Below are 24,599 nucleotides of genomic sequence, written 5' to 3'. Positions count from 1 at the left end.
ACGACAACAATAATGGATACCTACATGACAACTGCAGTAACCGTAAAGAACATCACCTTCAAGGAAGGCGAAACCTTAATTTGCGTACCGCTGATCGGGAAAACGCTGGATGAACTGCTGACTAATGCGCAGGGCCTGGTTGACGCTGGCGCTGATATTATCGAATGGCGAGTTGACCATTTTACCCACGTCCGGGAAATCCCCCAGGTGCTGGCCGCGCTGGCGGAAATCCGTCATACGCTGAAGACTCTACCGCTGCTGTTCACCTTTCGCAGTAAGAAAGAGGGCGGCGAAACGGAAATCAGCGACGAAGCGTATTTTGAACTTAACCGTCAGGCGGCGCTAAGCGGATTAGCCGATGTTATCGACATCGAGCTGTTTAACGACGAAGCGCAAATCCGCGCGCTGGTGAACGATGCGCATCAAGCCGGCGTAAAAGTGATCATGAGCAATCATGATTTCCATAAAACGCCGGCGCAGGAAGATATCATCTATCGACTGCGTCGAATGCAGGAGTTGGGTGCCGATCTACCAAAGATCGCGGTGATGCCGCAGACACCTCAGGACGTTCTCACTCTGCTTTCCGCCACGCTGACCATGAAAGAGAAGTACGCGACGCGCCCGCTGATCACCATGTCGATGGGCAAATCCGGCGGCGTTAGCCGGGTAACCGGACGCTTGTTCGGTTCAGCGATGACCTTTGGCACCGTCGGCCAGGCCTCCGCCCCGGGCCAGATTGCCATCGCTAAGCTGCGCGAGCTAATGGACATCCTGTCCTGATAAACAGGCTGCCCGGAGCCACTCTCCGGGCGCTTGCTCAGTTGATTCTCTGGCTATCGTTAATAATGACGTTTTTAAACGATTGAATTGCTGAAGAAAGTACCCTTTCCTTCATCGTTGCGAGGTAGATATAACGCGGGGGGAGCTCATTTTTTATTTTCAGAATGTGCACGTTATAATTTGCCAGCGCGGAGATCCTCGGCATAATCGCAATACCATAATCGATGCTAACCAACCCCGCCATCGCGGTATCTTCATCGACGTAGCAGGCGATATCCGGCACCAGTTTTTGCTGCATAAAGACATTATCAATAAAAGGCCGCAAACCGCTGTTCTCCGAGAAGTAGATATAGGGATAGTGAATCGTCTCAACCAGATCGACCTCATTTTCATATAATCTGGCAAGGGGATGATCTTTCGCCGTCACCACCACCAGTTCCTGCTGAATGATGGGAATAAAATCGATGTCTGGTTCATCGGCAATATATGAACAAATCGCCAGATCGGTTTTTCCTGCCTTTAACGCTTGTAATAACGAAAGCGAAGTGCCTTGCGTAAAGGAAAAAGTCACCTTGTGACTGGATGGTGAATTAGTGTATTTATTAATTAACTGCGGAACAACAAATTCACCCATCGTATAAATAAAGGCGATACGAATATTCTCTTTCTTTTCGCTATCATTGTTTTGCAGCGTCAGCCGCCCATTCTCTAAAGAAGCGAGCGCATCTTCCACATAGGGTAAAAAACGTTTACCGTTTTGCGTAATTTTGACGTTGCGCCCTTTTCTGGCGAACAGCGCCACGCCAAGTTCTTTCTCCAACTCAGATATGGCGTGGCTTAGCGAAGGTTGTGTGATGAACAGGCTGGAGGCAGCTTCGGTGTAATGTTCCGTCTCGCTCAATCGCTTAAAATAATAAAGTTGCTTCAGGTTCATTATTTTTGTCCGTATAATATAAGAATAAGATCACTGCGCTTAATATACCATGCGGCAGGTTGATAATACGCTACAACGAGTCAATATCAGATTCACATCAAATATTATTTGATATTTTCTTTTGTGCGTAACAAAGCGTTGCCATTCATAGACCCAGTCTATGAGTCATTAGAATATTTCTGCATGCATAAATACATGCAAAAATATTTTAAACTTTAAAGGAAATCTTTATGTCTATACCTGACTCTCAAGGAAGCCTGGCGTCATCGCCCGGCACGCTAAAAAGAAGCAGAACGCGTATTTTTATTTTAACGCTGTTATCGCTGGGTACGATGATTAATTATCTCGATCGTACCATTCTTGGAATCGTCGCTCCAAAATTAACCACTGAAATCCACATTGACCCGGCAATGATGGGCATTGTTTTTTCCGCTTTTGCCTGGACTTATGCGCTGGCGCAAATTCCTGGCGGCATGTTTTTAGACCGTTTCGGTAATAAATTGACCTACGCCCTGTCCATCTTCTTTTGGTCACTATTTACCCTACTGCAAAGTTTCTCTCTGGGGCTGAAATCTTTGCTCCTTCTGCGTCTGGGGCTAGGTGTCAGCGAGGCCCCCTGCTTTCCGGCCAATAGCCGCATCGTCAGCAAATGGTTTCCCCAGCATGAACGCGCCAGGGCCACCGCCACTTATACAGTTGGGGAATATATTGGATTAGCCGCCTTCTCGCCATTGCTATATTTAATTCTTGAACATCACGGCTGGCGAACCTTATTTTTCCTGACCGGCGGGCTGGGTATTTTATTCACTTTCGTATGGTGGCGTTTTTATCATGAGCCACATGAATCAAAAACGGCAAATAAAGCAGAGCTGGATTATATTGGCGCCAACCAGATTACCAATACGAGTGAAAATATTCCATTTAACTGGCGCGATGCCAAACGGCTACTCTGCTGCCGACAAATTATCGGCGCCAGTCTGGGGCAGTTTGCCGGTAACACTACGCTTGTCTTTTTCCTTACCTGGTTCCCCACTTACCTGGCCAACGAACGCCATCTGCCGTGGCTTCACGTGGGATTTTTCGCCACCTGGCCATTCCTGGCCGCCGCGGTTGGCATCATCTTCGGCGGCTGGCTTTCCGACAGGCTACTTAAGCGTACCGGTTCGGCAAACATAAGCCGAAAACTTCCAATAATTTCCGGACTGCTCCTTTCTAGCTGCATTATCGCCGCTAATTGGGTCAGTGCGAATTCGACGGTGATTATTATCATGTCGATCGCTTTCTTTGGTCAGGGAATGGTCGGTTTGGGCTGGACGTTAATATCTGATATTGCCCCGGATAATATGGCTGGGTTGACCGGCGGTATATTTAACTTCTGCGCCAATCTGGCCTCAATTATCGCGCCACTCATCATTGGCGTGATTATATCAGCCACCGGTAACTTCTTTTATGCCCTCATTTACGTTGGGGTGACCGCACTGATCGGGGTGATTGCCTACATCTTTATCATCGGCGACATCAAGCAAATCGTGCTGAAATAACGCTATCCCGCGTCGGACCAGCATGGCCGGCGCGGGAGAATGACTTAAATATCTTTAACCCTACTGGTCAAAAACAGCGTCAGCAGCGAAATCGCCGCGATTGTCCAGTAAACGCTGGCGTGACCATAGCTTTGCGACAGCGCTCCCTGAATCACCCCGGCCAGAATCACCCCAGTGGAGATACTGTTGGTAAACAGCGTGGTCGCCGCCCCGGCGCGCCCCGGCATCAGGTCCTGGAACCACAACATGCCGATCCCGGCGATGATACCGATGAAGATGGCGTTGAATAACTGAAGCGCCAACAGCGCCGTGCGACCATGGAACATAATCAGCCCCACATAGAACAGCACGCCAGCGGCGACTGCCGCCACCATCATTTTACGTTTCCCCCAACGCTTAACGTAGTAGCCGGCCAGGATCATCGCCGGAATTTCAAGACCGGCTGCCGTTCCCATCAGTATCCCCGCCAGGCTATCCGGCAGGCCAAGATCGCTACTGATCCACAACGGCATATCGATGATATACATCGTGTTGCAGGTCCACATCAACGTAGAGGCGATAAACAGCATGCGCACGTTTTTATCGCGCCAGCCACCTTCCAGCTCCGGCAGGCTGCTGCCTTCCTGCAGTTGCGTCACTCGCGCCACCGAAGGCAGCTTAAAGGCAATCAGCGCCAGGCTGATGACAAAAATCCCGGCGGCGATGGAGAACATGGTCATAAAGCCATAATTCAACGCCAGCATAAAAGCCAGCGGTGGGCCAATGACCCACGCCAGCGACAGCTGGGCGCGCATCACCGAGCTGAACATGACCACTTCGCGGGCAGAGCTATCGGCGTATTCGCGGGCGAGGGCAAACAGCTGCGGCATTGCCGCATTAGCGACCGACGCCAGCATGACGCCGCAGGTGATAAGCGTCAGATAATGGCGGTTGAAAGCGAATAACAGCGCGTTACCCACCGCCATCAGGCAGCAGAACATAATTAACCGCCGACGATCGCCGCGGCTATCGGATCGTTTGGCCAGCGCCAGGCTCACCAGGATACCGGCAATCGCATTCACCGTATAAAACAGGCCGACCCAGAACGGCTGTGCGCCGACTTCACGGCTGAGAAACAGACTAAGCGTCGGCGCCTGCAGCGCCCCGGCCACGCCCATCATAAAAGCCACCAGCATAAAGGCGGCGTAGACGCCGTTTAACCGTCGCCCCATCGTCATCAACCACAGCATGAAATGTCCTTAACACACGCGAAGTAAACGAAAAAAGCCAGCAGAAGCAATCTGCTGGCGGGTGATTCTATACTCTGTGGATTTCGAGTTGCAGCCAATACGCTTGCAGCCTGAAAGACGGCGAGTATAACACCAATACTCAGTCACACATGATGTCGGCAAGTCAACGATCGGAGGTCGGCGACGTAACTCCCCACTGCATCAATTCCTCCAGCATCTTCTGCTGCCTTCCTGCTAACTGGCGGGCCAGCCAGGACGCGCCCTGCGTCGCAGAAAAGTACCGTTGATAGAACTGCTTAGTGGTTGACCTCGTCATATTCATCTCCTTACTTCATCGAGGTTCATTATTGGCTTAATATAGGAACTCATAAATTGCTGAGTTTTCGTCAGGAGTTCCTCTTTTATGCCTTCCAGCCGTCTGCAACAACAGTTCATCCGCCTGTGGCAATGCTGCGACGGCAGGTCGCAGCAGACCACCCTCAACGAACTGGCGGAAATGCTTAGCTGTTCGCGCCGCCATATGCGCACCTTGCTCAACCTGATGGAAGCGCGCGGCTGGCTGGCGTGGGAATCCGAAGCCGGGCGCGGCAAGCGTTCCAGGTTGACCTTCCTTTATACCGGTCTGGCGCTGCAGCAGCAGCGTGCCGAAGATTTACTGGAGCAGGATCGCATCGATCAACTGGTGCAACTGGTTGGCGATAAAACGGCGGTCAGGCAAATGTTGATCTCCCATCTTGGCCGCAGTTTCCGCCAGGGGAGGCACATTCTGCGCGTGCTCTACTATCGGCCGATGAAGAATCTACTGCCCGGCAGCGCCTTGCGCCGTTCGGAGACCCACATCGCGCGGCAAATTTTTAGCGCCCTGACGCGGGTAAATGAGGAAAATGGGGAACTGGAGGCCGATATCGCCCACCACTGGCAGCAAATTTCGCCTAACCACTGGCGCTTTTTCCTGCGTCCCGGCATTCATTTCCATCATGGCCGGGAGCTGGAGATGGCCGACGTTATCTCCTCGCTACAGCGCAGCAGCGAACTGCCGCTATTTTCCCATATCGAGCGCATCGTCTCGCCGACCGCCTGGACGCTGGATATTCACCTCAGCCAGCCGGACCGTTGGCTGCCCTGGCTGTTAGGCCAGGTCCCGGCAATGGTGCTGCCGCAGGAATGGCGGACGATGGAGAACTTTTCCAGTATGCCTATCGGTACCGGCCCTTACGCGGTCGCGCGCAATAATCAAAACCAGTTGAAAATCCATGCCTTTGAAGAGTACTTCGGCTACCGGGCGCTGATCGATGAGGTTAACGTCTGGGTGCTGCCGGAAATTAGCGAAGAACCCAACGGCGGCTTAACCCTGCAGGGTAATACTGAAAGCGAAAAAGCCGTAGAGAGCCGCCTGGAAGAGGGGTGCTATTACCTGCTCTTTGATAGTCGCAGCCCGCTGGGCGGCAATGATGACGTGCGCCGCTGGTTAAGTTATCTGTTCCAGCCCGCCAATCTGCTGTATCACGCCGGCGAGCACTATCAAGGTAACTGGTTCCCGGCCTACGGCCTGTTGCCGCGCTGGCACCACGCCCGCAGCCACGCCTGCGAAAAACCAGCCGGTCTGGAGTCAGTCACCCTCACCTACTATCGCGATCATGTGGAACATCGGGTCATTGGCGGGATCATGCGGGCGCTGCTGGCGGAACATCAGGTGAAGCTGAACATTCAGGAGCTGGAGTATGATGACTGGCATCGCGGCGAAACGGTGAGCGATATCTGGCTCAACAGCGTCAATTTCACGCTGCCGATCGATTTTTCCCTATTCGCCTATTTATATGAAGTGCCGCTCATGCATCACTGCATTCCCATCGACTGGGAGGCAGACGCCAACCGCTGGCGCGCGGGCGAATTCAACCCGGCGACCTGGAGCCAGCAACTGCTGGAGAAACAGCATATTGTTCCGCTGATTCACCACTGGCTTATGATTCAGGGCCAGCGCAGTATGCGCGGCGTGCGCATGAACACCCTCGGCTGGTTTGACTTTAAATCGGCGTGGTTCGCCCCGCCGGAGCCCTGAATGCTTTGCGTCATCTAACAAAATCATTACACTATCGCCGTTCTCAACGGGGTGCTAATAAACATACGCAATATCATTCAAGTTGCATCAAGGCAGCAAGCGGGTGAATCCCCTGGAGCATAGATAACTATGTGACTGGGGTGAACGCGCGAAGCTAACGCAGATGCGGCTTGAAGGATGAAGCGTATGGGCTGAGAAAATACCCGTCGAACCTGATCCGGATAACGCCGGCGAAGGGATTTGAGGCCTACTCAAAATCCTTTGCCTCCCCATATATTGAGGTGCAAAGTGTTGAAAAAACTGCTTCCCCTGCTGGCGCTGGTCGCCGCCCCGGTCTTTGCTAAACCGGTCCTGACCGTTTACACCTACGATTCATTCTCTGCCGACTGGGGTCCTGGCCCGGCGGTTAAAAAGGCATTTGAGGCCGATTGCGGCTGCGAACTGAAATATGTCGCCCTCGAAGATGGCGTATCGCTGCTTAACCGGCTGCGAATGGAAGGCAAAAACAGCAAAGCCGATGTCGTACTCGGCCTTGATAACAATCTGCTGGCAGCCGCGGCGCAGAGCAAACTGTTTGCCAAAAGCGGCGTGCCGGCCAGCGCAGTCTCCGTACCCGGCGGCTGGGATAATGACACCTTCGTGCCTTACGACTACGGCTACTTCGCCTTCGTATATGACAAAAACAAGCTGAAAAACCCGCCGAAAAGCCTGAAAGAGCTGGTCGAGAGCCCGCAGAAATGGCGCGTGATCTACGAAGACCCGCGCACCAGTACGCCGGGGCTCGGTCTGCTGCTGTGGATGCAAAAAGTGTATGGCGATAAGGCGCCGGAAGCCTGGCAGAAGCTGGCGGCCAAAACCGTCACCGTCACCAAGGGCTGGAGCGAAGCCTACGGCCTGTTCCTGAAAGGCGAAAGCGACCTGGTGTTGAGCTACACCACCTCGCCGGCTTATCACCTCATCGAAGAGAAAAAAGATAATTATGCCGCGGCGAACTTTACCGAAGGCCACTATCTGCAGGTTGAAGTCGCCGCGCGTACCGCCGCCAGCAAGCAACCGGAACTGGCGGAGAAGTTCCTGAAATTTATGGTCTCACCAGGCTTCCAGAACGCCATTCCCACCGGCAACTGGATGTACCCGGTAACCCAGGTCGCGCTGCCGGCCGGCTTCAATACGCTAACCAAACCGCAAACCACGCTGCAGTTCACCCCGCAGCAGGTCGCTGCTGAACGTCAAAACTGGATCGGTTCATGGCAACGCGCCGTCAGCCGCTAAGTTTCGGCTGGCTGATCCCCGGCGCCGCGGCGGCTTTCTTACTGGTCATCGTAGCGCTGGCGGCGTTTCTGGCGCTGTGGCTGGAAGCGCCGCAGGCGCCCTGGCAGACGATCCTCAGCGATAGCTATCTCTGGCACGTCGTACGCTTTTCTTTCTGGCAGGCGTTTTTGTCGGCGCTATTTTCCGTGGTGCCGGCGATATTCCTCGCCCGCGCCCTGTATCGCCGCCGCTTTCCGGGGCGCACGCTGCTGCTGCGCCTGTGCGCGATGACGTTGATCCTGCCGGTACTGGTGGCGGTGTTCGGCATCCTCAGCGTCTATGGCCGCCAGGGGTGGCTCGCCGCGCTGTTCCACGCGCTCGGCTGGCAGTGGGATTTCTCGCCATACGGCTTACAGGGTATCCTGTTGGCCCATGTGTTCTTTAATATGCCGATGGCGACCCGCCTGCTGCTGCAGGCGCTGGAAAACATTCCCGGCGAACAGCGGCAGATCGCCGCTCAGCTCGGGATGCGCGGTTTCGTCTTCTTCCGTCTTGTGGAATGGCCGTGGCTGCGTCGGCAGATCCCGCCGGTGGCCGCGCTGATTTTTATGCTGTGCTTCGCAAGTTTCGCCACCGTGCTGTCACTAGGCGGCGGGCCGCGGGCCACCACCATTGAGCTGGCTATCTATCAGGCGCTAAGCTTTGATTACGACCCGGCGCGGGCGGCGCTGTTAGCGATTATTCAAATGATCTGCTGCCTTGGGCTGGTGCTGCTGAGCCAGCGCCTGAGCAAAGCCGTGGCGATCGGCGCCAGTCAGGTGCAAGGCTGGCGCGACCCCGACGACCGTCTGCATAGTCGCCTGTGTGATTACGCGCTGATCGCGCTCGCTCTGCTGTTGCTGCTTCCACCGCTGTTAGCGGTAATCGTCGATGGGCTCAACGTCAATCTGCCGAAGGTGCTCGGCCAAGCCGCACTGTGGCAGGCGCTGTGGACCTCGCTGCGTATCGCTATCGCCGCCGGACTGCTCAGCGTTATCCTGACCATGATGCTGCTGTGGAGCAGTCGCGAACTGCGCGCCCGTAACCTGCCGCTGGCCGGGCAGACGCTGGAACTCAGCGGTATGCTTATTCTTGCCATGCCGGGGATTGTGCTGGCGACCGGCTTCTTCCTGCTGCTCAATAACAGTATCGGCCTGCCGGAATCCGCCGACGGGATTGTCATCTTTACCAACGCGCTGATGGCAATCCCCTATGCCCTGAAGGTGCTGGAAAACCCAATGCGCGATATTGCCGTCCGCTATGGCGCCCTGTGTCAGTCGTTGGGGCTACGAGGTTTTAACCGGCTGCGGGTGGTGGAGCTGCGGGCGCTGAAACGGCCGCTGGCGCAGGCCCTGGCTTTCGCCTGCGTGCTGTCGATTGGCGACTTCGGCGTGGTGGCGCTGTTCGGCAATGAATCCTTCCGCACGCTGCCTTTCTATCTGTATCAGCAGATCGGCTCCTACCGCAGCCAGGACGGCGCGGTCACCGCGCTCCTGCTCCTGCTGCTGTGCTTTATCCTTTTTACTTTGATCGAGAAACTACCGGGACGCGATGCTAAAACTCAATGATGTCACCTGGCTGTATCAGCATTTGCCGATGCGATTTACGCTCAGCGTCGAGCGCGGAGAGCGCATCGCCGTGCTCGGTCCCAGCGGCGCCGGAAAGAGCACGCTGCTGAATCTGATTGCCGGGTTTCTGCCCCCCGCCAGCGGTAGCCTGCTGATCGACGGCGAGAAGCATAACGCCACGCCGCCGGCGCAACGCCCGGTTTCTATGCTGTTTCAGGAGAACAACCTGTTTAACCATCTCACCGTCCGGCAGAATATTGGCCTCGGCATCCACCCCGGCCTTAAGCTGAACCGCGAGCAGCACGCGCAGGTCATGGCGATAGCCGGGCAGATGGGAATGGATACATTGCTGGATCGCTTGCCTGGCGAGCTATCCGGCGGCCAGCGGCAGCGGGCGGCGCTGGCCCGCTGTCTGGTACGCCAACAGCCGGTGCTGCTGCTTGATGAACCCTTCTCGGCGCTCGATCCGGCGCTGCGTCAGGAGATGCTGACGCTGGTCGCCGATGTCTGTCAGCGGCAGCAGTTGACGCTGTTGATGGTATCGCACAGCGTGGAGGATGCGGCGCGCATTGCGCCTCGTTCCATCGTGGTCGCCGAAGGGCGCATTGCCTGGGACGGCGCCACTGACGATCTGTTAAGCGGCAACAGCAGTGCCTCGGCGCTGTTGGGAATTAGCGCGAAATGACCTTATGCAGGATCTCAAGATAGACCGGCATCAGGGGATGGCGGAAAACAAATGTTAGCGCCGCTACCGCCAGCGCCGCCATCAACGGCGCCAGCCACAGCAGGCGTCCGCGCGGTAGCCAACGGGTCAGGCGATCGCCGGAGGTTTTCGCGCTCCGCCACAGCCGCCAGCACAGCCAGCCCGCCAGCCACGCCAGCAGCGCCGCGCCCAGCAGCAGCCATTTGAAGCTGGCGCTGTTTTCATCGGCAGGAATATCAATCGCCGCCCCCGCCAGAATACCGGGGAGGAAATAGAGCGGCGGCCAGAGCAGGCAGCCAATAATATTCGGCAGCACGAACTTCGCCACCGGCAGGTCGAGCATCCCGGCCACCATCGGCACCAGCGGCCGCGTCGGCCCGACAAAGCGGCCAATCAGAATCGTCACCATGCTGTGCTGGTGCAGCGCGTGTTCGGTTTTCTCCAGCAGCGCGCGATTTTTTTTCATAAACGACCAGCGGTGTAACGGCTTTTTAAAGCGCCAGCCGAGCCAGAATGAGATCCAGTCTCCCAACAGGCAGCCGACAATCCCCGCCAGCCACGCCTGCCAGAAGTTAACTTCGCCGCTGCCGATGAGCGCCCCCAGACCAGCCATCATGACCGTGCCGGGTAAGATAAGCCCCACTAGCGCCAGCGACTCAAGAAATGCCACCAGCATCACGGCTATCAACGAGTAGACCGTGGATTGGGTGATAAAGTGTTCCAGCAATGCCTGCATAATGTACCCGGTTAAAAAACGAAGCCCGGATTCTCCGGAGCCGTCACGTCGTCGTCAAGCCACCAATTGTCTTAATAGTTTACTGGCTGTGACATTTAAGCGGGTCATCATTTCACTTTCTTTACTTTTTATTCACATCCTGCGCGGAATTCACTGGGGCTGGCGCCGGTGCATTTTTTAAAGACCCGCGAAAAATAGAGCTGATCTTCGAAGCCAACATTGCGGCCGACGCTGGCAATCGGCATCCGGGTAGTACTCAACAGCAGTTTAGCCTGGCTAATTCGCTGATCTTCCCGCCAGCCAAGTACGCTTATCCCCAACTGCTGGCGAAACAGATGCGACAAACGAGAAGGTGACAAACAGACGTGCTGGGCGACGCTGGCGATATCGAAATGGCTGTCCGCCAGATGGTCGCTGATGTACTGGCAGGCGTCGCGCACCCGGTTATCCAGCGGCGGATGCAGCGATTCGTTAATCGCCTCCATGCGCCGCAGTAGCAGCTGTTCCAGCAGGTTAATCGCCAGCAGTTCGGAATAACGCCCCGCCCCCTGTCCGGCATCGACAATCTGCCCGAATAGTTCGCCAAACCGCGCCTGCCATTGTTCATCCGGGCGGAAGAAACCGGTATGGGCGAAGATCGTCGGCCAGTTGAGCCATTCATGCCAGTAGGCGCGTGGGCGGAAATAGACCCACTGGTGATACCACTCGCTGGCCTCGGGATGGCGGCCATAGTGATGAATCTCCCCCGGCGGAAACAGCAGCATATCGCCGGGGCGACAAACGAACTGTTCGCCGTGGTTGTTAATCACCCCCTCGCCGCGGATCGTCAGGTTGAGAATATAGCCTTTCATGCCCAGCGGACGGTCGATAAAGAAATCGAGATATCCCTGCGCCTCAATCGGCGTCAGGCCGGTGACCAGATGGGCGTTAAAGGAATAGCCCGGAAGCAGCGGATCGTTTTGCGTTTCGGCCATAAGCGTCGTTCTCCACGAGGTATTTTTGACACCAATTGTCCATATTCATCATTTTATCGCCATCCGCGCCGTTGCGACTGCGATACCGGTGGGAATTTAGACAAAAACCCGCACAGCGAGCGAAAAAAGCGCTACCAGCACGCATTTCGCGTTGATCCAGCGCATAACAAAAGTGTCTATAAATACGGCAGGAAAGTCCACATCGAATATTTGCACGGCGTCACACTTTGCGTGGTGACAGCAATATAGTCCATAAGATTAGCGAATACGGCCTGACGGATTTATCCGGGGATATCTACTGTTGCTGCATGAATGATTTCAGCATGGAGTAACAAGATGGCAATTGCGATTGGCCTCGATTTTGGTAGTGACTCAGTACGCGCGCTGGCGGTGGAATGCGCTACCGGCGCGGAACTGGCCGCGAGCGTAGAGTGGTATCCACGCTGGCAGGAAGGGCTGTTCTGCGATGGGCCGAATAACCGCTTCCGCCATCACCCGCGCGATTACATTGAATCCATGGAATCGGCGCTGAAAAGCGTACTGGCGGCATTAAGCGCTGAACAACGGGCGACGGTGGTCGGTATCGGCGTCGACAGCACCGGCTCAACCCCAGCGCCGATTGATGCTGATGGAAACGTGCTGGCGCTGCGCGAAGAGTTCGCTGACAACCCGAACGCCATGTTCGTGCTGTGGAAAGATCATACCGCGGTGGAAGAGGCGGAGGCCATCACCCGCCTGTGCCACACGCCGGGTAAAGAAGATTACTCGCGCTATATCGGCGGCATCTACTCCAGCGAATGGTTCTGGGCCAAGATCCTCCACGTCACGCGCGAAGATAGCGCCGTCGCGCAGGCCGCGGCGTCGTGGATTGAACTTTGTGACTGGGTGCCCGCCCTGCTTTCCGGCACCACCCGTCCGCAGGATATCCGTCGCGGTCGCTGTAGCGCCGGACACAAATCGTTGTGGCACGAGAGCTGGGGCGGACTGCCGCCCGCCAGCTTCTTCGACGAACTCGACCCGATTATTAACCGCCACCTTGCCTGGCCGCTGTTCCGCGACACCTGGACTGCGGATCTCCCCGTCGGCAACCTGACCGCCGAATGGGCGCAGCGCCTCGGCCTGCCGGAGACGGTGGTCATTTCCGGCGGCGCCTTCGATTGCCATATGGGCGCGGTCGGCGCCGGCGCGCAGCCTAACGCATTGGTTAAAGTGATCGGCACCTCCACCTGCGACATTCTGATCGCCGATAAACAGAGCGTGGGCAACCGCACGGTGAAAGGTATCTGCGGCCAGGTGGACGGCAGCGTGGTGCCGGATTTCATCGGTATGGAGGCCGGTCAGTCGGCATTCGGCGATATCTATGCCTGGTTTGGCCGCATTCTCGGCTGGCCGCTGGAACAGCTTGCCCAACAGCACCCTGAATTGCGCGAGCCAATCAAAGCCAGTCAAAAACAGCTGCTGCCGGCGCTCACCGAAGCCTGGGCCAATAATCCGTCCCTCGATCACCTGCCGGTGGTGCTGGACTGGTTCAACGGCCGCCGCACGCCGAACGCCAACCAGCGGCTGAAAGGCGTTATTACCGATTTAAATCTGGCCACCGACGCCCCGGCATTGTTCGGCGGATTGATTGCCGCCACCGCCTTCGGCGCTCGCGCCATTATGGAGTGCTTCACCGAGCAGGGCATTCCGGTGAATAACGTGATGGCGCTCGGCGGCATCGCGCGCAAGAACCAGGTCATCATGCAGGCCTGCTGCGACGTCCTGAACCGTCCGCTGCAGATTGTCGCCTCCGATCAGTGCTGCGCGTTGGGCGCCGCCATCTTCGCCGCCGTCGCCGCGGGCGTCTATCCGGATATCCCCGCCGCGCAGCACAACATGGCAAGCGAGGTGGAAAACACCCTGCAGCCGCGCGCGCAACAGGCGCAGCGTTTCGAACAACTGTATCAGCGCTACCAGCAGTGGTCGGCTAGCGCGGAACAACACTATCTCCCTTCGGCTGCAAAGGCGGAAAACGCCCCGCAATCTCCGGCAGCGCTCACCCATTAAGGATACGAAAATGACGATTTTTGATAACTATGAAGTATGGTTCGTAATTGGCAGCCAGCACCTGTATGGCCAGGAGACCCTGCGCCAGGTAACGAAACATGCCGAACATGTGGTGAATAGCCTGAATGCGGAAGCAAAACTGCCGTGCAAGCTGGTGCTGAAACCACTCGGCACCACGCCGGATGAAATCACGCATATTTGCCGCGACGCCAACTACGATGATAAATGCGCCGGATTGGTGGTCTGGCTGCACACCTTCTCACCGGCGAAAATGTGGATCAACGGCCTGACGCTCCTCAACAAGCCGCTGCTGCAGTTCCATACCCAATTCAACGCCTCCCTGCCGTGGGACAGCATTGATATGGACTTTATGAACCTTAACCAGACCGCGCACGGCGGCCGCGAATTCGGCTTTATCGGCGCGCGCATGCGCCAGCAGCACAGCGTCGTCACCGGCCACTGGCAGGATAAAGAAGCGCACCAGCGCATCGGCGCGTGGATGCGCCAGGCGGTTTCGAAGCAGGATACCCGTCATCTGAAAGTGTGCCGCTTCGGCGATAACATGCGCGAAGTGGCGGTAACCGACGGCGATAAAGTGGCGGCGCAGATTAAGTTCGGCTTTTCGGTCAATACCTGGGCGGTCGGCGATCTGGTGCAGGTGGTGAATAGCATCAGCGACGGCGATATCAACGCGCTGGTCGATGAATACGAAAGCAGCTACCGCCTGACGCCAGCAGCGCAGGTGCACGGCGATAAGCGCCAGAACGTGCTGGACGCCGCGCGCATCGAACTGGGGATGAAACGCTTCCTTGAACAAGGCGGTTTCCACGCCTTTACCACCACCTTTGAAGACCTTCACGGCCTGAAACAGCTGCCGGGTCTCGCCGTACAGCGCCTGATGCAGCAGGGCTACGGCTTTGCCGGCGAAGGCGACTGGAAAACCGCCGCTCTGCTACGCATCATGAAAGTGATGTCGACCGGTCTGCAGGGCGGCACCTCCTTTATGGAGGATTACACCTATCACTTCGACAACGGCAACGATCTGGTGCTGGGCTCGCACATGCTGGAAGTGTGCCCGACTATCGCTACCGCCGAGAAACCGATCCTCGACGTCCAGCCGCTGGGAATTGGCGGTAAGGCCGATCCGGCCCGTCTGATCTTCAACACCCAAACCGGCCCGGCGATCGTCGCCAGCCTGATTGATTTAGGCGATCGCTTCCGCCTGCTGGTCAACACCATCGAAACCGTCGCGACGCCGCACGATCTGCCGAAGCTGCCGGTGGCCAACGCGCTGTGGCAGGCGCAGCCGGATCTGCGCACCGCGTCGGAAGCCTGGATTATCGCCGGCGGCGCGCACCATACCGTCTTCAGCCATGCGTTAACCCTCGACGATATGCGCCAGTTTGCCGAGCTGCAGGATATTGAGCTGGCCGTCATCGACAACGATACCCGCCTGCCGTCGTTCAAAGACGCGCTGCGCTGGAATGAAGTCTATTACGGTAGCAAACGCTAAGCGCACAAGCAGAATGCCCGATGACAATCCGCTCATCGGGCAGGGAGAACAAGATGTTAGAAGATCTCAAACGCCAGGTGCTGGAGGCCAACTTAGCGCTACCGCAGCATAATCTGGTGACCTTAACCTGGGGTAACGTCAGCGCCGTCGATCGTGACAAAGGGGTATTGGTTATTAAACCCTCCGGCGTGGATTACGGCCTGATGACCGCTGACGACATGGTCGTCGTCAGTCTGGAGACCGGTGACGTGGTGGAAGGCAACAAGAAACCCTCTTCCGATACGCCGACCCATCGCCTGCTATACCAGGCGTTTCCGTCGCTTGGGGGGATTGTGCATACCCATTCGCGCCACGCCACCATCTGGGCGCAGGCCGGGCAATCTATTCCGGCGACCGGCACCACCCACGCTGACTATTTTTATGGCCCGGTCCCCTGCACCCGGTTGATGACCGATGCAGAGATCAACGGCGAATATGAGTGGGAAACCGGCAATGTGATTGTCGAAACCTTCCGTCAGCAGGGCATCGACCCGGCGCAAATGCCCGGCGTGCTGGTGCATTCCCACGGCCCGTTCGCCTGGGGTAAAAACGCCGAAGACGCGGTGCACAATGCCATCGTGCTGGAGGAGATCGCCTATATGGGAATTTTCTGCCGCCAGCTGGCGCCGCAACTGCCGGATATGCAGCAGACGCTGCTCGATAAGCACTATCTGCGTAAACACGGGGCCAAAGCCTACTACGGCCAGTAATCACCCCTGTATAAAACCCCAGCACCCATCATGAAACCAGGCTATAATCAGGCCTGGTTTTTTATCGTTGAGAGCACGCGTGACGCAGCCGCAAGCAGGATTTTTACTCACCCGTCACTGGCGGGATACCCCGCAGGGAACGGAACTGGCCTTCTGGCTGGCGACCGATAACGGCCCGCTGCAGGTCACGCTGCCGCCGCAGGAATCCGTGGCGTTTATCCCCGAAACGCAGCGGCGGCAGGCTGAAAGCCTGTTGCAGGGTGAAAACGGCTACCGTCTGGCCCCGCTTGCGCTAAAAGATTTCCACCGCCAGCCGGTTTTCGGCCTGTACTGCCGCGCGCATCGCCAGCTGATGCGGCTGGAAAAAAAGCTGCGTGAAAACGGCGTCACCGTTTACGAAGGCGATATCCGCCCGCCGGAGCGTTACCTGATGGAGCGCTTTATCACCGCCCCGGTGTGGGTAGAAGGCGAAACGCGCGGTTCGCAGCTGGTTAACGCGCGCATGAAACCTAATCCGGATTACCGCCCGCCGCTGAAATGGGTCTCGCTGGATATCGAAACCAGCCGCCACGGCGAGCTCTACTGCATCGGCCTGGAAGGCTGCGGCCAGCGGGTGGTCTACATGTTAGGCCCCGAGCCCGCCACGCCGCCGGATGTGGGCTTCAGCCTGGTCTATGTCGCCAGCCGCCCGCTGCTGCTGGAAAAGCTCAACGCCTGGTTTGCCGAACACGATCCCGACGTGCTGATCGGCTGGAATGTGGTGCAGTTCGATCTGCGGGTCCTGCAAAAACACGCCGAGCGCTACCGCATCCCGCTGCTGCTCGGCCGCGGCAATAGCGAGCTGGAGTGGCGCGAGCACGGTTTTAAGAACGGCGTCTTTTTCGCCCAGGCCAACGGCCGGCTGATTATCGACGGCATCGAAGCGCTAAAATCGGCGTTCTGGAACTTCTCCTCATTTTCACTCGAGGCCGTCGCCCGTGAGCTGCTGGGCGAAGGCAAAGCTATCGACAATCCGTGGGATCGGATGGACGAAATCGATCGCCGCTTCCATGAAGATAAACCGGCGCTGGCGACCTATAACCTACAGGATTGCGAGCTGGTGACGCGGATCTTCCACAAAACGGAGATCATGCCGTTTCTGCTCGAACGGGCGACGGTCAACGGTCTGCCCGCCGATCGCCACGGCGGATCGGTCGCCGCCTTCAGCCATCTCTATTTCCCGCGCATGCACCGGCTGGGTTACGTGGCGCCGAATCTCGGCGAAGTTCCCCCGCAGGCCAGTCCCGGCGGCTACGTCATGGACTCCCGCCCCGGCCTGTATGACTCAGTGCTGGTGCTGGACTACAAAAGCCTGTATCCGTCGATCATCCGCACCTTTTTAATCGACCCAGTCGGCCTGGTTGAGGGACTGGCGCAGCCCGATGACCGCCACAGCACCGAAGGGTTTCTCGGCGCCCGCTTCTCGCGCGAAAAGCACTGCCTGCCAGGCATCGTCGGGCAGATCTGGCACGGCCGCGATGAAGCTAAGCGTCAGCATAATAAGCCGCTGTCGCAGGCGCTGAAGATCATCATGAACGCCTTTTACGGCGTGCTGGGGACCAGCGCCTGCCGCTTTTTCGATCCACGGCTGGCGTCGTCGATCACCATGCGCGGCCACGCGATCATGCGCCAGACCAAAGCGCTGATTGAAGCCCAGGGCTATGACGTTATCTACGGCGATACCGACTCCACCTTCGTCTGGCTCAAGCGCCCGCATAGCGAAGCGCAGGCGGCGGAAATCGGCCGCAAGCTGGTTGCCTATGTCAACGACTGGTGGGCGCAGGAACTGAGCAAAAGCCAGCTGACCAGCGCGCTGGAGCTGGAGTATGAAACCCACTTTTGCCGCTTTTTAATGCCGACGATCCGCGGCGCCGATACCGGCAGTAAAAAGCGTTATGCCGGGATGATTCAGGAAGGCGATGCCCAGCGCATGGTGTTCAAGGGGCTGGAGACGGTACGCACCGACTGGACGCCGCTGGCCCAGCAGTTTCAACAGGAGCTGTACCTGCGCATCTTCCGCCATCAGCCGTATCAGGATTATGTTCGGGAGACTATCGCCAGGCTGATGAACGGCGAGCTCGATGAGCAGCTGGTTTATCGCAAGCGCCTGCGCCGACCGCTGGCGGAGTATCAACGCAACGTGCCGCCGCACGTGCGCGCCGCGAGGCTTGCCGATGAACACAACGTGAAGCTTGGGCGGGCGCAGCAGTATCAGCAGCGCGGCACCATTAAATACGTCTGGACTACCGGCGGCCCGGAGCCGGTGGATTACCAGCAGTCGCCGCTCGATTACGATCACTATCTGTCAAAGCAATTGCAGCCGGTGGCGGAAGGAATCCTTCCCTTCGTCAACGACGACTTTGCTACAATAGTGACAGGGCAACTGGGGCTATTTTGACAGGTGACTAACACCGCGGCATCCAGTACCATAGCGCCCTTTCCATTCCTGGACCCAATTTTGATTCCTCAGCGTAACTATGCTGAGGATGCACTATTGCCTGCAATTAAAGAACAAAGAGCCGAACACATATGCCTTTTACACTTGGTCAACGCTGGATTAGCGATACAGAGAGCGAACTAGGACTAGGGACAGTGGTAGCGCTGGATGCGCGCATGGTCACTCTCCTTTTCCCCGCCATCGGCGAAAACCGTCTGTACTCTCGCAACGATTCCCCGATCACCCGCGTAATGTTTAACCCGGGCGATACCATTACCAGCCACGAAGGCTGGCAGCTCCACGTTGACGAAGTAAATGAAGAAAACGGGCTGCTGTCCTACACCGGCACCCGCCTGGATACGCAAGAAGAAAATGTTACCCTGCGCGAAGTCCTGCTCGACAGCAAGCTGGCCTTCAGCAAGCCGCAGGACCGCCTGTTCGCAGGGCAAATCGACCGAATGGATCGCTTTGCCCTGCGCTACCGCGCGCGTAAGTTCCAGAGCGAACAGTACCGCATGCCGTGGAGCGGCCTGCGCGGCCAGCGCACCAGCCTGATCCCGCATCAGTTGAACATCGCCCACGACGTAGGCCGTCGTCACGCGCCGCGCGTTCTGCTGGCCGATGAAGTGGGCTTAGGTAAAACCATCGAAGCCGGGATGATCCTGCACCAGCAGCTGCTCTCCGGCGCCGCCGAGCGCGTGCTGATCGTGGTCCCGGAAACTCTCCAGCACCAGTGGCTGGTGGAAATGCTGCGCCGCTTCAACCTGCGTTTCTCGCTGTTTGACGACGAACGCTATGCCGAAGCGCAGCACGACGCCTACAACCCGTTCGAAACCGAACAGCTGGTTATCTGTTCCTTAGACTTCGTGCGCCGCAGCAAGCAACGCCTGGAGCACCTGTGCGACGCCGAGTGGGACCTGATGGTGGTCGATGAAGCGCACCACCTGGTGTGGAGCGAAGAGGCGCCGAGCCGTGAATATCAGGCTATTGAACAGCTGGCCGAACGCGTGCCGGGCATTCTGTTGCTGACCGCGACGCCGGAACAGCTGGGCATGGAGAGCCACTTTGCGCGCCTGCGTCTGCTGGATCCAAACCGCTTCCACGATTTTGAACAGTTTGTTGAAGAACAGCAAAACTATCGCCCGGTCGCCGACGCCGTCGCCCTGCTGCTGGCAGGCAACAAGCTGAACGATAATGAACTCAACACCCTTGGCGATCTGATCGGCGAACAGGACATCGAGCCGCTGCTGCAGGCCGCCAACAGCGATCGTGAAGATGCTCAGGCCGCGCGCCAGGAGCTGGTTTCGATGCTGATGGACCGCCACGGCACCAGCCGCGTACTGTTCCGTAACACCCGTAACGGCGTGAAAGGTTTCCCGAAACGCGAGCTGCACACTATTCGCCTGCCGCTGCCGACCCAGTACCAGACGGCCATCAAGGTCTCCGGCATCATGGGCGCGCGCAAAACCGCGGAAGAGCGCGCGCGCGACATGCTCTATCCGGAGCAGATCTATCAGGAGTTTGAAGGCGATACCGGCACCTGGTGGAACTTCGATCCGCGCGTCGAGTGGCTGATGGGTTACCTGACCAGCCACCGTTCGCAGAAGGTGCTGGTGATTTGCGCCAAGGCCGCCACCGCGCTGCAGCTGGAGCAGGTACTGCGCGAGCGCGAAGGTATTCGCGCCGCGGTATTCCATGAAGGGATGTCGATTATCGAACGCGACCGCGCCGCGGCGTGGTTTGCCGAAGAAGACACCGGCGCGCAGGTGTTGCTGTGTTCCGAAATCGGCTCCGAAGGGCGTAACTTCCAGTTCGCCAGCAACCTGGTGATGTTCGATCTGCCGTTTAACCCGGATCTGCTGGAGCAGCGTATTGGCCGTCTCGACCGTATCGGCCAGGCGCACGATATCCAGATCCACGTGCCGTATCTGGAAAAAACCGCGCAGTCGGTGCTGGTGCGCTGGTATCACGAAGGGCTCGACGCCTTCGAACATACCTGCCCGACCGGTCGTACCGTCTACGATAGCGTTCACGACGACCTGATTAACTACCTTGCCGCGCCGGAATCCACCGATGGTTTTGACGATCTGATCAAATCCTGCCGCCAGCAGCATGAAGCGCTGAAAGCGCAGCTGGAACAGGGCCGCGACCGTCTGCTGGAGATCCACTCCAACGGCGGCGAAAAAGCGCAGGCCCTGGCGGAGAGCATCGAAGAGCAGGATGACGATACCAGCCTGATCGCCTTCTCGATGAACCTGTTCGATATCGTCGGCATCAACCAGGATGACCGCGGCGAAAACCTGATCGTCCTGACTCCATCCGATCATATGCTGGTGCCGGATTTCCCGGGCCTGCCGGAAGATGGCTGCACCATCACCTTCGAGCGTGACGTGGCGCTGTCGCGTGAAGACGCGCAGTTCATCACCTGGGAACACCCGCTGATTCGCAACGGTCTGGATCTGATCCTCTCCGGCGATACCGGCAGCAGCACCATTTCTCTGCTGAAGAACAAGGCCCTGCCGGTCGGCACGCTGCTGCTGGAGCTAATCTACGTCGTCGAAGCGCAGGCGCCGAAGCAATTACAGCTTAACCGCTTCCTGCCGGCGACCCCGGTTCGCATGCTGCTGGATAAAAACGGCAACAACCTCGCCGCGCAGGTGGAGTTCGAAAGCTTCAACCGCCAGCTGAGCGCGGTCAATCGCCACACTGGCAGCAAGCTGGTCAATGCGGTGCAGCAGGACGTGCACGCGATTCTGCAACAGGGCGAAGCGCAGATAGCCAAAGCGGCGCAGGCGCTGATCGACGCGGCGCGTAGCGAAGCCGATGATAAACTGACGGCGGAACTGTCGCGTCTCGAAGCGCTGAAAGCGGTGAACCCGAACATCCGTGACGACGAACTGGCGGCGATCGAAAGCAACCGCCAACAGGTGATGGATGCGCTGGCGCAGGCAGGATGGCGTCTGGATGCGCTGCGTCTGATCGTCGTCACTCACCAGTAACGGAACGCGAAAATGGCGATGGAAAACTACAATCCGCCGCAGGATCCCTGGCTGGTGATTCTGTATCAGGATGAGCACATTATGGTGGTCAACAAGCCGAGCGGCTTGTTGTCCGTGCCCGGCAGGCTGGAGGAGCATAAGGATAGCGTGATGACGCGTATCCAGCGCGATTTCCCGCAGGCCGAATCGGTGCATCGCCTGGATATGGCCACCAGCGGCGTGATTGTGGTGGCGCTGAATAAGGCCGCCGAGCGTGAACTGAAACGTCAGTTCCGCGAGCGCGAGCCGAAGAAGCAGTACGTCGCCCGCGTCTGGGGTCATCCGCAGCCTGCGGAAGGCCTGGTGGATTTACCGCTGATTTGCGACTGGCCGAACCGGCCAAAGCAGAAGGTGTGTTATGAAACCGGCAAAGCGGCGCAAACCGAGTATGAGGTGCTGGAGTACGCGGAGGACAACACCGCCCGCGTGCGCCTGAAGCCGATTACCGGGCGCTCGCATCAGCTTCGCGTGCATATGCTGGCGTTGGGACATCCGATCCTCGGCGATCGCTTTTACGCCACGCCGGAGGCGCTGGCGATGGCCCCGCGCCTGCTACTGCACGCCGAAACGTTAACCATCACCCATCCCGCTTACGGCAACGCGATGACCTTCCGCGCGCCGATCGACTTTTAAGTCGTTATCCGGACGCCCCCGGTTGCGCTTCGCCGCCGGGGAAATCTCTAACGCAAACGCGATTAATCGCGGGCGAACCACGCATCAATCATCTGCTCAACGCGAGCGACCACCAGCTCGGTGTCGTGACGACGGCTGCGCGCGCAAGCGTGGGCCGGCTCATCGCACAGCAAGCAGCGGCGCATCGATTCGCCCTGTGCCTGGCGGCTAATCAGCCCCGCTTGCGGACAAATGACATCGATATCCCACAGGCGACCCAGCGGATGATTCTGTTCCAGTTCGCTGCATAGCGCTTTGATCTCTTCCGCGGAGTGCTCAACGCACCACATCGCTTCCGGGCCGGTAGGCAGCCACAACACCTGGCGGTCGAGCGTTTTCCAGCGCTGCTGCCACAGAAGTTGGTCACAGGCCTGCAGCGCAACACCCATCATATTGCGATAGCGAATACTGTCTTTTACCGCCCCTGGCGTTACCAGGGTGAGAGAAATGACCGGTTGTTGATAATGGTTGAGCCAGTCTTGTTGACGGGCTGCGCGCTGCTCTTTCGCCGCCAGCAGATTTTCCATGCTGACGCCCGCCCGGGCGGGAGTATGCACTGACATTCTTTCCTCTCCTTTAATGATCAAAAAGGCAGCTCGGAGCTGCCGTCGCTATCGCGGATAACGCCGCCTATTGTATCGCTAATTGCACAGAATTTAGGACGCAGGACAAAGAAATTTTCTTCGTCCTGCGGAGGGAAATGGCAGTTTTTGCTATTAGCGCAGAACTAAATCACGATAAGAAATGACTTAAGAACAGCAGCCCTAACGACACATTAATCGCGCCGCCGATACGGGTGGCTATCTGAGCAAACGGCATCAGGTTCATACGGTTGCCGGAAGTCAGAATAGCGACGTCGCCGGTGCCGCCCTGCCCGCTCTGGCAACAGGAGACAATCGCCACGTCGACCGGATGCATCCCCATTTTCTTGCCGACGAAGAACCCGGTGGCCACCAGCGCCGACACGGTGCAGACAATGACCAGCAGGTTGATCAGCGTGAAGGCGTTTACCAGCTCCTGCCACGGGGTAATCGCCACGCCGACGGCAAACAGAATCGGATAAGTCACCGCGGTGCGGAAGAATTTATACACCACCTGCGAGCCCTCCTGCAGACGCGGCGAAACCACATTCGCCAGCTTCAGCAGCACCGCGAGGAACAGCATGCCAACCGGCGCCGGCAGGCCAATCAATTTGTGTCCCAGCATGCCCATCATATACAGCAGCACCGCCAGCAGCGCGCCGGAGGCCAGCGTCGCCACATCCGTTTTACCGCCAAATCCTTCGCTTTCGCTCAGGTTGCGGGTTTCATTACTGCGGTTAGGCATTAGCTGGCCTTCGCCGGTCAAATGTGGGAAGCGCTTACCGAGCTGGTTCAAACAGCCGGCAATGACGATCGCCGTCAGGCTGCCCAGCATCACCATCGGCAGCACGCGTCCCAGCGCAACGCCCTGATCCATATGCATCAGCGCCGCATAGCCAATCGACAGCGGGATAGCCCCTTCGCCCACGCCGCCGGCCATAATCGGCAGCACGATAAAGAAGAAGACCTGGAACGGATCCATCCCCAACAGGCTGCCAACTCCCACGCCGACCAACATACCGACGACCTCGCCGCACAGCATCGGCAGGAAGATCTTCAGGAACCCCTGAATCAGCGTGGTGCGGTTCATGCTCATAATGCTGCCAACGATAATGCAGCAGATGTAGAGATAAAGAATATTGGTCGATTTATAGAATTTGGTGGTGGATTCAACCACCACATCCGGCAGCAGGCCGTAATGGACCAGCGCGGAAGGAATAAAGGTGGCACAAATCGCCGCCGCGCCAAGCTTGCCGAGTACCGGCAGGCGCTTGCCGAACTCGCCGCAGGCGAAACCGAAGAAGGCCAGCGTCGCCACCATCACCACGATATCGCTCGGCAGCTTGCCGCCAAGGCAATCCAGCGCGATAAGACCACCGGCCAGCAAAAATAGCGGCAGCGGGATAATCCCCACTTTCCAGCTATCCATCACGTGCCACCAGCGCTGCTTCAACGAGGCTTTCGGTTTGTTAATAGGTTCAAGGGTTGCAGAGAATGCGTTGTCTGTGGTGCTCATAAATTCAGCCCTGTAGTTATTATTCCTGTTCAGGGTAGAGGGCCGGGCGCGCGGTTAATGTGAGAGGGGGCAGATTAAAAAAGAAGTTTTAATGGTCGTTATGGTTTTTATGGTTTCTATTGACTCTAGTGATATATATCTAATTTCTTAGCGTGGTTTTTATGGTTTTTTTATTAACCGGATAATTACCCTTT

Annotated in this window: 19 protein-coding genes; 12 read left to right on the top strand and 7 right to left on the bottom strand. The window is 57.5% G+C overall.

The annotated features are described in order from the left end of the window. Positions 1-24 precede the first annotated feature (24 nt). Complete coding sequence (gene aroD / locus ACSEMK_RS09880) at positions 25-780, top strand: type I 3-dehydroquinate dehydratase (protein WP_430914828.1); 756 nt, start codon at positions 25-27, stop codon at positions 778-780. A gap of 37 nt (positions 781-817) precedes the next feature. Here aroD and ACSEMK_RS09875 read toward each other — a convergent pair whose 3' ends face one another. Further along, complete coding sequence (locus ACSEMK_RS09875; RefSeq protein ID WP_087860899.1) at positions 818-1,714, bottom strand: LysR family transcriptional regulator; 897 nt, start codon at positions 1,712-1,714, stop codon at positions 818-820. A 230-nt stretch (positions 1,715-1,944) separates the two neighbouring features. Here ACSEMK_RS09875 and ACSEMK_RS09870 point away from each other — a divergent pair, with 230 nt between their 5' ends. Continuing rightward, positions 1,945-3,255 carry an MFS transporter gene (locus ACSEMK_RS09870; RefSeq protein WP_430914827.1) on the top strand — a complete coding sequence of 437 codons (1,311 nt, stop codon included), beginning with the start codon at positions 1,945-1,947 and terminating at the stop codon, positions 3,253-3,255. Positions 3,256-3,299: 44 nt separating this feature from the next. Here ACSEMK_RS09870 and ACSEMK_RS09865 read toward each other — a convergent pair whose 3' ends face one another. Beyond that, positions 3,300-4,484, bottom strand: coding sequence for a sugar efflux transporter (locus tag ACSEMK_RS09865; RefSeq protein WP_087860901.1), 1,185 nt, complete (start codon positions 4,482-4,484; stop codon positions 3,300-3,302). Positions 4,485-4,647: 163 nt separating this feature from the next. Beyond that, the gene (sgrT, locus tag ACSEMK_RS09860) at positions 4,648-4,800 is read right to left on the bottom strand and encodes a glucose uptake inhibitor SgrT (RefSeq protein ID WP_015704385.1); all 153 of its coding nucleotides are present in this window, start codon (positions 4,798-4,800) and stop codon (positions 4,648-4,650) included. An 87-nt stretch (positions 4,801-4,887) separates the two neighbouring features. Here sgrT and sgrR point away from each other — a divergent pair, with 87 nt between their 5' ends. From sgrR to thiQ, 4 genes are all read left to right on the top strand, one after another. Further along, positions 4,888-6,543 carry an HTH-type transcriptional regulator SgrR gene (sgrR, locus tag ACSEMK_RS09855; protein ID WP_087860902.1) on the top strand — a complete coding sequence of 552 codons (1,656 nt, stop codon included), beginning with the start codon at positions 4,888-4,890 and terminating at the stop codon, positions 6,541-6,543. A gap of 288 nt (positions 6,544-6,831) precedes the next feature. Next, the gene (gene thiB, locus ACSEMK_RS09850; protein ID WP_213317254.1) at positions 6,832-7,815 is read left to right on the top strand and encodes a thiamine ABC transporter substrate binding subunit; all 984 of its coding nucleotides are present in this window, start codon (positions 6,832-6,834) and stop codon (positions 7,813-7,815) included. Next, a complete protein-coding gene (gene thiP / locus ACSEMK_RS09845) occupies positions 7,791-9,401 on the top strand; it encodes a thiamine/thiamine pyrophosphate ABC transporter permease ThiP (RefSeq protein ID WP_430914825.1) in 1,611 nt (536 codons plus the stop codon). Before thiB ends, thiP begins: the two co-directional genes overlap by 25 nt. Continuing rightward, positions 9,385-10,086 (top strand): thiamine ABC transporter ATP-binding protein ThiQ, encoded by a 702-nt coding sequence (gene thiQ / locus ACSEMK_RS09840; protein WP_113374404.1) that lies wholly within the window; start codon positions 9,385-9,387, stop codon positions 10,084-10,086. Before thiP ends, thiQ begins: the two co-directional genes overlap by 17 nt. On the opposite strand, the gene ACSEMK_RS09835 is transcribed toward thiQ, so the two are convergent. Further along, positions 10,073-10,840 (bottom strand): DedA family protein, encoded by a 768-nt coding sequence (locus ACSEMK_RS09835; protein WP_047042724.1) that lies wholly within the window; start codon positions 10,838-10,840, stop codon positions 10,073-10,075. The two genes, thiQ and ACSEMK_RS09835, sit on opposite strands and share 14 nt — an antisense overlap. A gap of 128 nt (positions 10,841-10,968) precedes the next feature. Then, the gene (gene araC, locus ACSEMK_RS09830) at positions 10,969-11,814 is read right to left on the bottom strand and encodes an arabinose operon transcriptional regulator AraC (RefSeq protein ID WP_430914824.1); all 846 of its coding nucleotides are present in this window, start codon (positions 11,812-11,814) and stop codon (positions 10,969-10,971) included. A 336-nt stretch (positions 11,815-12,150) separates the two neighbouring features. Between araC and araB the strand changes: the two genes are divergently transcribed. The 6 genes from araB to rluA all read left to right on the top strand — a co-directional run bounded on the left by araB (position 12,151) and on the right by rluA (position 22,269). Beyond that, positions 12,151-13,860 carry a ribulokinase gene (gene araB / locus ACSEMK_RS09825; protein ID WP_430914823.1) on the top strand — a complete coding sequence of 570 codons (1,710 nt, stop codon included), beginning with the start codon at positions 12,151-12,153 and terminating at the stop codon, positions 13,858-13,860. 10 nt (positions 13,861-13,870) lie between these two features. Next, entirely contained in the window at positions 13,871-15,373 is a 1,503-nt protein-coding gene (gene araA, locus ACSEMK_RS09820; protein WP_047037966.1) for an L-arabinose isomerase, read from the top strand. 53 nt (positions 15,374-15,426) lie between these two features. After that, positions 15,427-16,122: an L-ribulose-5-phosphate 4-epimerase gene (gene araD / locus ACSEMK_RS09815; protein ID WP_113374401.1), complete on the top strand. Its 696-nt coding sequence runs from the start codon at positions 15,427-15,429 to the stop codon at positions 16,120-16,122. A 79-nt stretch (positions 16,123-16,201) separates the two neighbouring features. Further along, the gene (gene polB, locus ACSEMK_RS09810; protein WP_430914822.1) at positions 16,202-18,559 is read left to right on the top strand and encodes a DNA polymerase II; all 2,358 of its coding nucleotides are present in this window, start codon (positions 16,202-16,204) and stop codon (positions 18,557-18,559) included. Between the two features lie 131 nt (positions 18,560-18,690). Beyond that, positions 18,691-21,597, top strand: coding sequence for an RNA polymerase-associated protein RapA (rapA, locus tag ACSEMK_RS09805; protein WP_113374399.1), 2,907 nt, complete (start codon positions 18,691-18,693; stop codon positions 21,595-21,597). 12 nt (positions 21,598-21,609) lie between these two features. Next, entirely contained in the window at positions 21,610-22,269 is a 660-nt protein-coding gene (gene rluA, locus ACSEMK_RS09800; protein ID WP_002888348.1) for a bifunctional tRNA pseudouridine(32) synthase/23S rRNA pseudouridine(746) synthase RluA, read from the top strand. 62 nt (positions 22,270-22,331) lie between these two features. Here rluA and citX read toward each other — a convergent pair whose 3' ends face one another. Further along, complete coding sequence (citX, locus tag ACSEMK_RS09795) at positions 22,332-22,871, bottom strand: citrate lyase holo-[acyl-carrier protein] synthase (RefSeq protein ID WP_113374398.1); 540 nt, start codon at positions 22,869-22,871, stop codon at positions 22,332-22,334. Between the two features lie 169 nt (positions 22,872-23,040). Next, positions 23,041-24,405: a 2-hydroxycarboxylate transporter family protein gene (locus ACSEMK_RS09790; RefSeq protein WP_430914821.1), complete on the bottom strand. Its 1,365-nt coding sequence runs from the start codon at positions 24,403-24,405 to the stop codon at positions 23,041-23,043. Positions 24,406-24,599: the final 194 nt, after the last annotated feature.

Origin of the sequence: Klebsiella sp. K-3 (assembly GCF_051207495.1) — a bacterium.
Taxonomy (GTDB): domain Bacteria; phylum Pseudomonadota; class Gammaproteobacteria; order Enterobacterales; family Enterobacteriaceae; genus Klebsiella; species Klebsiella aerogenes.
The sequence above is the reverse complement of the archived record's forward strand: the minus strand, read 5'-3'. Positions and strand labels throughout refer to the sequence as shown.